General features: G+C 69.5%; 13 protein-coding genes and 2 pseudogenes. 11 read left to right on the plus strand and 4 right to left on the minus strand.

Annotated elements, in window-relative coordinates:
• Positions 1-16: 16 nt before the first annotated feature.
• The 9 genes and pseudogenes from ACFYO5_RS23795 to ACFYO5_RS23835 all read left to right on the plus strand — a co-directional run bounded on the left by ACFYO5_RS23795 (position 17) and on the right by ACFYO5_RS23835 (position 7,332).
• Positions 17-283: an acyl carrier protein gene (locus tag ACFYO5_RS23795; RefSeq protein WP_356564237.1), complete on the plus strand. Its 267-nt coding sequence runs from the start codon at positions 17-19 to the stop codon at positions 281-283.
• A 46-nt stretch (positions 284-329) separates the two neighbouring features.
• Entirely contained in the window at positions 330-1,703 is a 1,374-nt protein-coding gene (locus ACFYO5_RS23800; protein WP_388711922.1) for an aminotransferase class III-fold pyridoxal phosphate-dependent enzyme, read from the plus strand.
• 62 nt (positions 1,704-1,765) lie between these two features.
• Positions 1,766-2,167 (plus strand): acyl-CoA thioesterase, encoded by a 402-nt coding sequence (locus ACFYO5_RS23805; RefSeq protein WP_388711925.1) that lies wholly within the window; start codon positions 1,766-1,768, stop codon positions 2,165-2,167.
• Complete coding sequence (locus tag ACFYO5_RS23810) at positions 2,154-2,657, plus strand: 3-hydroxyacyl-ACP dehydratase FabZ family protein (RefSeq protein ID WP_388711928.1); 504 nt, start codon at positions 2,154-2,156, stop codon at positions 2,655-2,657. Before ACFYO5_RS23805 ends, ACFYO5_RS23810 begins: the two co-directional genes overlap by 14 nt.
• A gap of 59 nt (positions 2,658-2,716) precedes the next feature.
• Positions 2,717-3,880: a beta-ketoacyl synthase N-terminal-like domain-containing protein gene (locus ACFYO5_RS23815; protein ID WP_388711931.1), complete on the plus strand. Its 1,164-nt coding sequence runs from the start codon at positions 2,717-2,719 to the stop codon at positions 3,878-3,880.
• Positions 3,877-4,470 (plus strand): coronafacic acid synthetase, encoded by a 594-nt coding sequence (locus tag ACFYO5_RS23820; protein ID WP_388711934.1) that lies wholly within the window; start codon positions 3,877-3,879, stop codon positions 4,468-4,470. The genes ACFYO5_RS23815 and ACFYO5_RS23820 overlap by 4 nt, the downstream gene beginning before the upstream one ends.
• A gap of 5 nt (positions 4,471-4,475) precedes the next feature.
• Positions 4,476-5,858: a class I adenylate-forming enzyme family protein gene (locus ACFYO5_RS23825; RefSeq protein WP_388711938.1), complete on the plus strand. Its 1,383-nt coding sequence runs from the start codon at positions 4,476-4,478 to the stop codon at positions 5,856-5,858.
• Positions 5,859-6,057: 199 nt separating this feature from the next.
• Positions 6,058-6,185: pseudogene (locus ACFYO5_RS23830) on the plus strand (IS5/IS1182 family transposase); the annotation flags it as partial.
• A 304-nt stretch (positions 6,186-6,489) separates the two neighbouring features.
• Positions 6,490-7,332, plus strand: a complete 843-nt coding sequence (locus ACFYO5_RS23835) for a polysaccharide deacetylase family protein (RefSeq protein WP_388711941.1) — start codon at positions 6,490-6,492, stop codon at positions 7,330-7,332.
• 128 nt (positions 7,333-7,460) lie between these two features.
• Here ACFYO5_RS23835 and ACFYO5_RS23840 read toward each other — a convergent pair whose 3' ends face one another.
• The 4 genes and pseudogenes from ACFYO5_RS23840 to ACFYO5_RS23855 form a co-directional block, all read right to left on the minus strand.
• Positions 7,461-7,901 (minus strand): hypothetical protein, encoded by a 441-nt coding sequence (locus tag ACFYO5_RS23840; protein WP_388711944.1) that lies wholly within the window; start codon positions 7,899-7,901, stop codon positions 7,461-7,463.
• Positions 7,902-8,299: 398 nt separating this feature from the next.
• Positions 8,300-9,367 (minus strand): hypothetical protein, encoded by a 1,068-nt coding sequence (locus ACFYO5_RS23845; protein ID WP_388711947.1) that lies wholly within the window; start codon positions 9,365-9,367, stop codon positions 8,300-8,302.
• 41 nt (positions 9,368-9,408) lie between these two features.
• Complete coding sequence (locus ACFYO5_RS23850) at positions 9,409-10,425, minus strand: hypothetical protein (protein ID WP_388711950.1); 1,017 nt, start codon at positions 10,423-10,425, stop codon at positions 9,409-9,411.
• Positions 10,426-10,929: 504 nt separating this feature from the next.
• Positions 10,930-11,345: pseudogene (locus tag ACFYO5_RS23855) on the minus strand (IS5 family transposase); the annotation flags it as partial.
• A 143-nt stretch (positions 11,346-11,488) separates the two neighbouring features.
• Here ACFYO5_RS23855 and ACFYO5_RS23860 point away from each other — a divergent pair.
• On the plus strand, positions 11,489-11,755 hold the full coding sequence (locus ACFYO5_RS23860) for a hypothetical protein (protein WP_388711953.1): 267 nt from the start codon (positions 11,489-11,491) through the stop codon (positions 11,753-11,755).
• 124 nt (positions 11,756-11,879) lie between these two features.
• Positions 11,880-12,725 carry an LLM class flavin-dependent oxidoreductase gene (locus ACFYO5_RS23865; RefSeq protein WP_388711956.1) on the plus strand — a complete coding sequence of 282 codons (846 nt, stop codon included), beginning with the start codon at positions 11,880-11,882 and terminating at the stop codon, positions 12,723-12,725.
• Positions 12,726-12,857 lie beyond the last annotated feature (132 nt).

The following is a 12,857-nucleotide window of genomic DNA, read 5'->3' on the forward strand; positions in this document are numbered from 1 at the left end:
ACGAAGGGATTGCACGATGAACGAAACAGAGGCTGCCATCAGGTCGATCATCGTGAACGACCTGTTCTGCGAGATCCCCGAGTCCGAGATCGGAGTCGACGACGGCCTGCGGGACGTACTCGCACTCGACTCGCTCGGCTTCCTCGAACTGCGTGTCGCCTGCGAGCAGCAGTTCGGCGTCGAGATCTCCGAGGACGACTTCACCCCCGAGCACTTCGCCAGCATCCGGTCCGTCTCCGAACTGGTCCACCGCCTGCGCCGGACCCGACTCGAGACGGCCTGAGCCCATGGCGTCCGCACAGGATCTCCCGCGAATCGAGCTGCCTGAGATGACTCACGAGAACCGCAGCGGAACGACCGAGTCCTGGTTCGACCGCACGATGCACATGGACCAGTACGGAACGAGGCTGCCGTTCGGCAGCCTCGGCGCCAAGGGGCTGACCCACCGCTTCGTGGAACTGAGCGGTGCCGACCGGGGGCGGGAGCTGGACGTCCTCGACGCGAGCGGCGGCTACGCCAGCGCGTGTCTGGGGGCCGGCTCGCCGGTGGTGAGCGCGGCCCTCACCCGCGCCGTCGAGGAGGTGGGCTACGTCACCGACGAGATCCACTCGTGGGAACGTGCGCAACTCCTCGAATTCCTCTTCGGCGAGGGCGGGTTGTGGGCCGAGCGGTTCCCCGCCGACGAATACCACGTCGCCGGCCGCAACTCCGGGTCGGAGGGGATGGAGCTGGCGCTGCGGCTGGCGCTGGAGCACCGCTTCGACCACCGCCGCCTGCGGCCGGCGGAAGGGCGGGGACAACGGGACATCGTCCTCGCCTTCGAAGGGGCGTGGCACGGCTGGACCGGTGGTGTGCTCCCCCTGCTGAACAAGAGGCACTACCGGGTGGGACTGCCCTCCGTGGCCGCCGAACCGTACGGCTTCACCGTCCAGCACGTCCCGTTCGGACAGGTCGACGCGGCCCGCGACTTCTTCGCACGTCACGGCGACCGCGTCCTCGCGGTGGTGATCGAAGCCGTCCAGGGCGACGCCGGGATCATCGTGCCGCCCGCCGGCTATCTGCGCGAGGTCGCCCGGCTGTGCACCGACAGCGGGGCGCTCCTCGTGGCGGACGAGGTCCTCACCTTCGCCAAGACAGGCCAGTTCTTCGCCATGTCCGACGAGCAGGGGCCGATCCCGACCGACGTGACCGTGGTGGGCAAGAGCCTCGGCATGGGCGCGTTGTCCACGTCCATGGTCATCGCCCGCCGCGACCTGACCGTACGGGCCACCGGTGCCATCTCCACCTCCGACCTCCGCCCCCTCACCTGCGCCGTGATCCGGGCGGGCCTCGAACACATACAGGCCGAGGGGATGCTGGAGAAGTCACGGGAGCTGGGCGAGCACTTGGCCAAGCGCCTGGACGAGGAACTCGTCACCGTCTACCCGGACTTGTACACGGAGAGCCGGGGGGCCGGCGTCATGCACGGTGTCGAACTGACGCGACGCGCGGCCGACCGGTTGGGCGAGTTCCGCGAGGCCATGATCCGCAGCGGTGTGTTCGTCGAGTTCATGGGCGGTGCGGGGCGGCGTTCGGGGAACCTCCGCTACGTCTTCCCGACCATGCGTGTCGCCCCTCCCCTCATCTCCACCGTCGCGGACGCGGACGCGATCGTGGAGCGCCTCTCGGCCGGTTCCCGCCGCTTCCTCGAGACGCCCGCGTGACCGCGGCGGAAGCTGTACCGGCAGCACCCGTGCCCAGGGAGTGGACGGAGGTCCGCCGACGCGTGGAGCACGTCGACACCGACGCATCCGGCGTCGTGCACTTCTCCCGGTACGCCTCCTGGCTGGAGACCGCCGTACTGGAGAATCTGGACCGCTTCGGCGCCGGGCTCGGCGCCCTGGCCCGCGCGAACCTCGAACTGGCCGTCGTGGAACTGCGCATGCACTACCACGCACCCGTCCGCTTCCTGGACCGCGTCCGCGTCAGAGCACGTGTCGAACGGGTCGGGCCCGCGCGCGTGCAGGTCTCCGGGGAGATCTCGCGGGAGGACCCCGACGACGCCACGCGGTGCGCGTCCGGGAGCCTGCTGCTCGGCGCGGTGGACCTCTCGACCGGAGCACCCTCCCTGCTCCCCGAAAACGTCAGGACCACACTGAAGGAGTGCAGTGTCCGTGCACAGCGTTGATCCCGACCGGACGACAGAGCCGGCGACGAAGCGGACCATGGGCTTCACGGAGCTCAAGAGCTGGCTCCGCCACCGCCACCCGATGGTGTACCTGGACCGGATCCTCGACTACGAACCCGGCGTCCGGCTCCGGAGCAGCCTGTCCGTCTCCGGCACCATGGACGTGATCGCGGGGCACTTCCCGGAGCGCGCCGTGTACCCCGCCAGCCATCTGACCCAGGCGTTCGCCCAGTCGGGCATCATCCTCTACCAGCTCAGCACCTCCCGCCTCCGCGACGACGAGATCACCCTGATCGGTTCGGTGAGGGCGCGCTTCACCCGCGTCGTGGTCCCGGGCGACCGCGTGGTCTTCGACGTGCGGAGCGAACGCCTCCAGGGCAACACGTTCAGCTTCTCCTGCAGGGCGACGGTGGACGAACGCCCCGTCGCGGCGTTCAAGGGCACGCTGGTGCGGTCCAGGATCGCGGACCTGGGGGAGCAGCTGTGGTGACGCCCGGCCCGCGTCCGGAACCGGCGCCGGCTCCCGCCCCGGCAGGTGAGGACGCGGACGTGTGGGTAACGGGCATGGGATGGACGACGGCGCTCGGAAGCGGCCTGGACGAGGTCTGGAACGCCCTGCTGGACGGCCGCACCGGTGTCGACGCGGTGCCCTCCGAGCACCGGTTGCGCAACGGCGCCGCCGCGGTCGTCCACGACCCTCCGCTGTCCGCGCCCCCCACCGAGCGCCAGCACCTCCTCACCCGCGACACCCTGGCCGCCGCGGTGCGCGACGCCGGACTCGATCCCACCGACGCGCGCCTCCTGCCCGTGCTGGGCACCAGTTACGGGCCCCACCTGGACACCGTGGACGTACCGGCCCTCGACCGCTGGGCCGCCGACGCCGCACGGGCACTCGGCACCGTGAGGGCCCCGCTCTCGGTCACGACCGCATGCTCCTCCGGCTCCGACAGCATCCTGGTCGGCGCGGAGCTGATCCGCAGCGGCGCGGAGGACCTCTGCGTCTGCGGGGGAGCGGACGTCCTCACCCCCGCCAAGAGACTCGGGCACTCGGCGCTCGGGACCATGTCGCCCACCTCGCTCCGCGCCTTCGACGCCGGCAACGACGGCACGATCCTGGGGGAGGGCGCCGCGTTCCTCGTCCTGGAGTCCGGCCGGTCGGCCCGTGCGCGCGGGGCCCGTGCACACGGCTTCCTCGTCGGCACCGGCTCGGCCAACGACGCGGAGAGCCCTGCGGCTCCCGACGCGAGCGGTGACAGCGTCGTACGGGCTGTCAGCAAGGCACTGCGCGGCGCCGCGCGCGGCCCGGCGGACGTGAGCGTGGTCAACGCTCACGGCTCCGGCACCCCGGCGAACGACGCTGTCGAATCAGTCAGCTACACCAGACTCTTCCGGACGGGGACGGGGACGGGGACGGGGACGGGGACTGGGACGGGGACGGGCTGCCGGGCGTCGGACGGCCCCACGGTGTTCGCCACGAAGGGGGCGTTCGGCCACACCCTCGGCGCGACCGGTGCGATCGAGGCCGTCACCGTGCTCCTGGCCCTCCGCGACGGCATGGTGCCACCGGTCCACGGCCTGCGCACGCTCCGTCCCGACTTCCCACTGCCGGTGCCGAAAAGCCGCCCCGCCGCGTTCACCGGCCGGCTCGGGCTGAGCGTGACGCTCGGCTTCGGCGGCTTCAACACCTGCCTGGCCTTCGAGGGAACACCATGAACGCCTTCCCGGCCTCCGAGCCGTACGTCATCTGCCCGCCGGACACGGTGGACGTCGCCGTGGTGGGCCACGGGGACGCCTTCCGCGAGGAGTTGACGGCTGTGCGCAGCCGCGTCCCGTCCCTCTACGCCGACCCGCTGGCCTGGCTGGTGGCGGACGCGGTCGAGCCCGCACTGGCGGAGTGCGCCGGCGACGTCCTGGCCGCCCGCGAGGACGTCGCCGTCATCCTGGTGAGCGCGCACTGCACGCTGCACACCATGGACGCGGTGGCTCGTTCGCTTCCCGCCCCGCGCGTGTCCCCGCTGCGTTTCGCGGGCGCGAACCCCGGCAGCGCGGGCAGCCTGCTCTGCCTGCTGCACGGCTTCAGGGGCTCGTCCCTGACGTTCTCCATGACGCCCGAGGACGGTCTGCCCGCCGCGCGCACGGTCGCCCGTTCCTGGCTGCGCTCCGGTTCCGCCTCCTACGTGGTGCTCTGCGCCCACCAGAGGCACGGGGAGAAGGGGCACTCGGTGCGCTGTGCCGTGCTGGCCCCCGCCGTCGGCGACGCGCACGCCGGGGACGCGGACCGCGTCGCGGCCGGCCGGAGGTGAGTACCGTGACAGCAGCCCTCCTTCCGGACGCGGACGTGATCGGAGCGTTCCTCGACAGCACGGTGGACGTGCGCGGGCACGGCCCGCTCCGGCCCCTGGCCGCCGCGCTCGAGGACCTCGCGGGGACGCCCCTGGGCGAGGGGGAGCCCGTCCTGCTCGCCATGCCCAATGGCACATCCCTGCTGACGGCCTTCTTCGCGGTGCTCCTCCACGGCGGTGTGCCCGTTCCGCTGGCGCCGGCGTCGAGTTCCACCCGCATCACCGAAGTGGCCCGCCGGCTCGGCGCGAGCGCCCTGATCACGCCGAGGGCCGACGCACGGCGCTACGGCGCACCGTCCCCGCTCCCGTTCGGGGACGCCGACCTGCTGCTCCTGCCGTGGAGCGAACGGCGGCGCCACGCGCGCGGCGAGGTCATCCTGATGACCTCGGGCACCTCCGGCATCGCCAGCGGGTGCCTGCACTCCTTCGACTCGCTGCTGGAGAACGCGCTACGGCACGCCGATGCCGTCGGCCAGCGGCAGTCCGACACGGTGCTGGTCAACCTCCCGCTGCACTACTCGTACGCCCTCGTGGCACAGGCCCTCGCCGCGCTGGTCCGCGGCTCACGCCTCGTCGTCACGGGTCCGCCGTTCACCCCGGGGACCTATGCCGAGGCGCTGCGCACCCACCGGGTCACCCTCTCGTCCCTGACACCGGCCGCGGTCGCGCGGTTCCTCGAACACGACCCCGCCCTGCCGGGCACGCTGCGCACCCTGACCGTCGGCGGGGACCGGCTGCACCCGGGCCACGTGCAGCGGCTGCTGGCCTGCAGGACCGGGCTCGAGCTCTACCTCACGTACGGCCTCACCGAGGCCGGCCCCCGGGTCACCACCCTCGCGGCCCACCGCGAGCCACCCCACCGGTATGCGTCCAGCGGCCTCCCGCTGGAGGGGGTCCGTACCCGGCTGCGGCCGTCCGGTCTTGACGACGGCTCCCAGGAACTCCTGGTGGAGTCCAGCACGGTGCTCCGCCGCAGGGTGCCCGACGACCGGAGCAGCCCGCTGGTCGCACCGCAGACCATCGCCACCGGAGACCTCTTCACCATCGACGAGGACGGATACCACTACATCCAGGGCAGGCTCTCCGACTCGGTCGTCGTCGAGGGCGAGAAGGTCTGGCTCCCCTCGGTCCGCGCCGCCGCCGAGGCCATCCCGGGCGTGCGTCGGTCCACGAGCCGGGTGTACGCGCAGGACGGCGAGCACCGATACGACCTCGACGTGTACGTGGACCACCCGAGTCCGGCGCTGGCTGCGGACGTCAAGCGGACCCTCCACCGCCTGTTGCTCCGCCACGAACGGCCGCACCGCCTCACCGTACGGCAGGCGCGGTCCATCGACTGGTACAAGTGACCGCGTCCGGTGACCGTTCGGGCCCGGACCACGGGCCCGAACGGCCGCCCCCCGCGCGCGGGCGACGGTCCGACGATCCGAACGAGACCCCTACGGCGCACCGGCCGCGTAGACCAGCGCCGCCACCCTCGTCATCGGCGTCCCGCAGCATGTCTCGGGTGATCCAGGCCCATGTGGTCTTGTCGCCGATCTTTCTTCCCGTCACCGGTGGGCGCGATCACGGCTGTCCGGCTGCCGCCGCCTGCACCGCCGCTACGAACGCCAGCCGAACACGTCCTTGCCTTCACAGCCATCGCCGCGACCCTCATATGTCACCGCCGACTGACCAAGCGGAACGGCTTCTCACCCACTTGGCCAATATCCGGGAGGAGGCAGGGGACCAGGAGAGCGCCGAAGCCCTTTCGGCAGGCCGCCGACCATGGCACTACCGAAGTCCCGCGCCTCGCAGGATGAAGGACGAGCTCAAGAGGCTGTGGCCTTACGGCCTGGACCCAGATGGCATGCCGACGCCACGTTGGCGATGATCCACGCAGTCCCGGCCCGGTCGACACCCGACGGAACCTCGCATGCCTGTTCGGCATCAATCAGGGGGACAGGTCATCGAACGTGCGAAGGACTCGGGGGCGGCAGGATGGACGGGCGGATCGGGCGGGCGTTGCTGGCGTGGGGGCTGCTGGCGGCGGTGGCCGTCACCGGGTGTACGGCGCAGTCGTCGGCCGCGCCGGAGCGCACCAAGCCGAACCGCCCCGCGGCGGACCCGTCCCCCGCGGCCGGTGGCGGGCCCGACCGCGCGGCCGCCTACCGCAAGTGGGGGATCGAGCCGCTGGCCGCCCCGCCGGGTCCGCCGGCGACCAAGCCGGCACTGCCGGGCGCCGGTGCGGGGCAGGTGCCGGTGATCCGCGAGATACCCACCAAGGAGAAGATCGTCTTCCTCACGTTCGACGACGGGACGGAGAAGGACCCCCGGTTCCTGACGATGATGCGAGAGCTGGACGTCCCCTTCACCATGTTCCTCACTGACGCCGCCATCCGGTCCGACTACGGCTACTTCAAGCCCCTCCAGGCACTCGGCAACGGCGTTCAGAACCACACCCTGACCCACCCGAACCTGCGCACCCTGGGGGACGCCGCCCAAACGCGGGAGATATGCGGCCAGCAGAGCCGGCTCAAGGACCACTACGGCACCGCGCCCAGGCTGTTCCGGCCGCCCTACGGCAACTGGAACGAGGCCACCCGCACCGCCGCCGCGTCCTGCGGCATCGAGGCGATCGTGCTGTGGCGCGAGTCCATGCAGATCAAGAACATGCAATACCAGCTGCCCGACAAGAAGCTCCGGCCGGGCGACATCATCCTGGCGCACTTCCGCGGCCCGTCCGAGCTCAAGGGCACGACGATGACGGAGATGACCGCCAACCTCCTGCGGCACATCGAGGAACAGGGGTTCACGGTGGCCCGCCTGGAGGACTACCTCTGACTACCTCGGCACAACCACCGTGGCAGCTCTCCGAGCATGATCGACTCCGTGGCACTGAGCCGACAACATGCTCCTCGCTCTCCCTGCCGTCAAGGATGTGCACCCTCACACCATCGGTCGAACCCCCGCTATGAGGGGCGAAGAACGGGATCGATCTCTGCAAGCGTTTCGTGCAGCCGACGGGCCCCCCGGGCAACCTGATCGTCGGTGTCGCCCGACATCTCCTCGCAGAGCCGCAGTGCCTCGTCCAGATCGTCCGAGAAGATGCTGAAGACATCGACGATCGCGGTGTGGATGTAATCGGCGTGGTTGTCGTTGGCGACTGCCAGTGCGGACGCGACTATCGCCAGTCCGACCCTGTCCTTTCGCCGAAGCAAGCCCTCCGAGGTCCGCCGGGTGACGAAGGTGTTACCGCGGTCAAGCACAAGGCCCAGCAGCGGCGCCATGGCCTCCGGCATCTCCGCGAACCCTGCCAGGCTGTGACCGGCATCCGCCCGGTCACGCCAGTCATTGCTTCGCCCGAGTTCGCCGAGCGTCACGACCACCGCACGCCGCAGGTCACTGTCCACGGATTCGCCCGCCCCTCCCGCGATTCCGGTCAAAATATCACTGAGGAGGCCTACCTCATGATCGCCAGGACAGGTCCTAGACGCGGACACGGCCCTTTGTGCCATCGGCCGGGACCTGTGCGGCGGACGCCACCTGCACCACACCCCACACATCCTTAACGGTGACCGCGGTGTAGGGGGCGGGGGAGACGGGCGAGTGTTTCACCCGGGTGAGGTAGCGGTCCACCTCCCCGGCCGCCGCCAGGTACGCACGGAGGAACTCGCCGACTGCCGAGAACAGATCACCGTCGGTATCGCTTCTAGACCAGGTGCGCCGGAGGAGGGAGGGCTTCGCCCTCCCTCCTCCTCCCGTCCCAGGGGATTCATGGGGACCCCCACCCGGTCCGGTCCGGAGCTCGTCAGGGACAGGAACCGACGGCCGCCGCGTCTCGGGTTCCCGCGGCGAACCTTTCGACCTGGCCGTCACTCAGGTCGAACACGATGACCCTTCCGCTGAACCGTGATGCGGTGGGTGCGAACACCAGCCGCTCGGAGGCGCCCTCCACCGAATCCTTGGTGATCTCGTCCCCGTAGGTGTCGAGGAGCTCGTCCCGTGTGGTGCCGACGCGCATCCCGGAGGCTGTGGAGACGGTGGCCGGTGAGTCCACGGACACAGCGACTAGGGAGTTCTCCATGAACATCAGTGACAGCCCGTCGGGCGCTCCCGCCAACGTGCCGTCGGTGCAGTGCGAGGCGTCACCGAGGAGGGTGAGCGGTGCACCGACTGCCTTCTCCACCTGCTCCGCGCTCATGCCGATGCGTACTGGGCCCATTCCGTCAACTGTCACCTGTTCACGGCTGAGGTCGGTGCGGCTCAGGTCGGTCTCGGACCGTTTCGCGAATTCCCGACCGTCCCAGGCCCAGGAGACATGGCGGAGTATCGACGGGTGACCGTGAGGGTCCTGTTCCCCGTAGAACGCGAGATCGGCGGACAGATGGCCGTCCTCAATTTCCAGTGTATTTTGCCGGAACTCCGGAGAAAAGCCAGAGACGTCAAAGGTGGGCGTGCGTCCGATCTCGTCTCCGTCATCGCTGTCGTAGACGCGCAACTCCTGTGTGAAGTAATTCGTCGGCTGCGGGTGGCAGTAGAAGAGAATGGACGTGACCTTGCCCAGGCGGGGCAGGGAGCCGTGGACGATCCGCTGGATTTCCACCTCCCAGTATCCCTCTGGTCCGATCGCATCGCCCCTCGCCGTCCCGGTTCCGTCGCTCAAGGTCACCGGGACCGGTGTGTCGACCTCGTCGTCGCAGGTGAGATCGTAGGTCCGGTTCATCCAAGCGACGTCTGCCGTCCTGGACGACCGCTCCTCCCCGCTTCCGACGGATCCCTGCGCCGGAGGAACGAAGATCGTCATCGCCACGGCCAGGAACCCACTCAGGAGCGCGACCGTCGCCGCCCGTGCCCGGGTGCTGAGCATGTGAGTCATCTGTCGAGCCCCGTCCTCATCGTTCCTGCCGTACCCCGCACCTACCTGACGTACCGGCAATCCCACGCGTCCCCCACAGCCTTGGCCCGGACATTGGACACACGATCAAGGGCGTCCTGCCCGAACTGGCTCTTGCACACCAGAGTCACGGAGATGCCCTCGCTGTGCGTCCGGTCGGCGTTCACGCAGGTCCAGCCGTAAGCGGCATACCTGACATCAGCCCTGTGGAACAGATTGAGCCCCCGGGACTCGCACCACCCCCGGAGATCGGGCACTCCCGCGTAGGAGGCGCGGTTCATGCACTCCCAGGCACCGTACGTTCCGTTCACGGTGGTCAGCCGGTCGATCGATCCGATATCGGGATAGGCCGACTGGCACACCTCGGTCACGAAGTTGTGGAACTCCTCCGGGTTGTCGAACCCCTGAAGGCTGCCGTCGCTGTTCTTACACCGCACGGAGTACGCGTCGTTTCCCGTCGTGACAACGCCCGCCGCAAATCCTTGGTCCTTGCAGTAATCATCGAAATCCTGTTGGGAGAGTGGGTGGCGCACATCGTCGTCGCCGCCAGCCATGGCGACGGTGATCGATCCGTCGTTGTCGCCGAGGCAGCGGTCCGCGTCGTTGATACGCAGGAACAGGGTGCCGCTCGACGAAGCGTTCAGAATGCCGCCTGCCCCCACCGGGAATTCCCTGCCGTTTTCTCCGACACGGCCCAGGAGTTTCCCGAACGGCTGACCCGGGACGAACTTGCAGGGCTGGTGGATTTTTCTGTCGATGGCCGACGCATAGCCGTCGGGCCCGACCCTGGGGAAGTTCCGCGCGTCCACGGTCCACGAACCAAAGACGTAGAACACGGTGAACTTCTCGCCCCTTCCAACGGAAAGCGGCATTTGCTGCCACCCTTCCGTGGAGCTGACCGACGGATTCTCCATGGCCTGCTGGGAAGCGTCGGTCGACGCCCCGGCCGGGGAAGCCGGCCACAGAGGGAAGAATGCGGTCAACGCGATGGCGACGGCGATGACAAACCAGCGCCTCGTCTTCCAGTCGTGACTCAGCATGCTTGTCCTCCGGTGCCTGAGGAGCCTGGCGGGCCGGCGCAAACGGGACGCGCTTCTCGTCCGTGCCTCTCAACTCGCGCGCGGAATCAGTCCGGTGACTGGCGGCGCCCGTCGGCGCCATGGCGGACGGCTGCTGTCGGACGTGCCGGATCACAGCAACAACAGGATCTCTCCCGCATCGGGGGCGGGCAAATCGGCTGACGGCACGCATGGGGGAGGGATCGCGCCCTGCGCCTGCGGCTCCGGCTATCTCGACTTCCAGCTGGAGAAAGGACGACCTGCTGGAGGTCCTCACCGACCTGCGCCGCACGCACAGCCGCGTCCCGCACGACGACGGCGAGCGCGCCAACGTTCCCGACCCGCACGCCCCCAGCACGAAGTGACGCCCGGGGGCGGCCGCCGCATCCGACCAAGAACGCCCGCGGCCGCCCCCGTTCCCTTTCAGCCCGAACTAAGACGTCATCTCATTTGGCTGGGTAAGCTGCCGGGCGTAGTGGGGATCATGATCAGGGGTTGCAGGGCCAGGCTGTCGTGGGTGTTGGCGGCCGAGATCGCGACAGAGACGGGCAGGCCGGCACGGTCGACGGCGAGGTGAATTTTCGATCCCAACTTGCCGCGGTCGGTCGGATTCGGTCCCGTCAGCTGCCCCCTTTGAGGGCGCGGACACTGACGGAGTCGACGGCGAATCGTGACCAGTCCAATCCTCCCTGAGCACCGAGTTCATCGAGGATTACGCGGTGCAGCCGGGCCCACACACGCTGGTGACTCCAGCGCGCGAAACGTCGGTAGACGGTGGGCCAGGCCGGCCCGAACACCGGCGGCAACTGCCGCCAGGAACAGCCAGACGGGGCCACGAACACGATCGCCGTCAGGCACTCGCGGTCCCCACGCGCATGGCCGCCGACCTGGGTGACCACTGGACCAGTCCGACCACCAGGCCGTCACCAAGGGCCAGCACGACGGGCACGAGGGCCAGTCCAGCCGGGCCGGGCGCATCGCGTGCACCGCGCACGTCGCCACCTACACCGCCACCCAGGTCGCCGTCCTGTACGCCGGATCCCGCGTGCTCGGCCTGCGCCTGAAGCCCGGCCGGGTCGCCGCGGCGCTCGTCCTGTCGGCCGGCACCCACTGGTGGGCCGACCGGCGCATGCACCTCAAGGCCGTCGCGGACGCCATCGGCAAGGGCAACTTTCACCAGCTGGGCGGCCCCCTGGGTGGCGCTTACGCCCTGGACCTTCTTGCAGTAACCAATTCCAGACGGCCTGCCTGTAACGGCTCGGGGCAGGAACTGGCCCAAATTGGCTTGTCCCACGGAACCGACGCGCCCTAGGGTGAGATCACTTCGACGAGACGTTCCCCAGAAGCACGCCGCAGAGCGGGAGCGTCCCACCTCGCTGAGGTGCCGGAGGGGCGGCAGCAGTCTTTGTCGACCCTTCCCTTCGGAGGTCTCCTTCATGAACGTCGGTATCGGTCTGCCCATTGGCGACCCTGCCACCTTGCTCACCTGGGCCCAGCGGGCCGACGCCGGGCCCTTCAGCACGCTCGGCCTGCTCGACCGGCTCGTCTACCACAACCCCGAACCCCTGGTCGCGCTCGCCATCCTCGCGGGCGCCACCTCCCGCATCCGCGTCCAGACCGAGGTGCTGCTCGCCCCGCTGCGCGACACCGCCCTCCTCGCCAAGCAGGCCGCCACCTTGGATCGGATGACCGGCGGCCGCCTGGTCCTCGGCCTGGGCATCGGTGGCCGGGAGGACGACCACCAGGTCACGGGCATCGACAAACGCACCCGAGGCCGACGCCTGGACGAGCAGATGGCGGTGATGCGCCGCCTGTGGTCCGGCGAGCCGTACGGTGACGGCATCGGCCCGATCGGTCCTGCGCCCGCCCGGCTCGGCGGCCCCGAGGTGCTCTTCGGAGGCTTCCAGCCGGCTGCGATCGAACGCGTCGCGCGCTGGGGTGACGGCTTCCTCGCCGCCGCGGCGCTCTCCTGGGCAGGAGACCTGTTCGACACCGCCCGCAAGTTCTGGAAGGAGTACGACCGCGACGGCGAACCGCGCATTGTCGCGCAGGTCAACGTTGCCCTCGGCCCTGAAGACGTGGTCCACGACGCCCGGGCCAACATGCACGCGTACTACACCTTCACCGGCATGGCCGACCGGATGGTAGCCGGAATGCTCACCACGCCGACTGAGATCCGCGATGCGATCAACGGCTTCGCCGACCTCGGCGCCGACGAGGTCATGCTCTACTGCTACGGCCTCGACGCGAACCAGGTAGACCGCCTCGCCGATGTCCTCTAACGGTGGCCTGACCGACAGGCCTTTCCTCAGAGCACGCTGCTGGCCTCCACTCTCCTGATCAACCTGCTGTGACCTGTGGTTCCTAATGAGGAGCCACAGGAAAGCCGAGGGAGACCGGGCCGCTCGGGGCAA

The sequence above is a fragment of the Streptomyces sp. NPDC006259 genome (assembly GCF_042870975.1).
In the GTDB taxonomy this organism is placed as follows: domain Bacteria; phylum Actinomycetota; class Actinomycetes; order Streptomycetales; family Streptomycetaceae; genus Streptomyces.

Bases quoted from the DNA above. Each gene is read 5' to 3' on its own strand.
- ACFYO5_RS23795 (WP_356564237.1), top strand. From the start codon at position 17: ATGAACGAAACAGAGGCTGCCATCAGGTCGATCATCGTGAACGACCTG.
- ACFYO5_RS23865 (WP_388711956.1), top strand. From the start codon at position 11,880: ATGAACGTCGGTATCGGTCTGCCCATTGGCGACCCTGCCACCTTGCTC.
- ACFYO5_RS23845 (WP_388711947.1), bottom strand. From the start codon at position 9,367: ATGACTCACATGCTCAGCACCCGGGCACGGGCGGCGACGGTCGCGCTC.
- ACFYO5_RS23800 (WP_388711922.1), top strand. From the start codon at position 330: ATGACTCACGAGAACCGCAGCGGAACGACCGAGTCCTGGTTCGACCGC.
- ACFYO5_RS23835 (WP_388711941.1), top strand. From the start codon at position 6,490: ATGGACGGGCGGATCGGGCGGGCGTTGCTGGCGTGGGGGCTGCTGGCG.
- ACFYO5_RS23820 (WP_388711934.1), top strand. From the start codon at position 3,877: ATGAACGCCTTCCCGGCCTCCGAGCCGTACGTCATCTGCCCGCCGGAC.
- ACFYO5_RS23850 (WP_388711950.1), bottom strand. From the start codon at position 10,425: ATGCTGAGTCACGACTGGAAGACGAGGCGCTGGTTTGTCATCGCCGTC.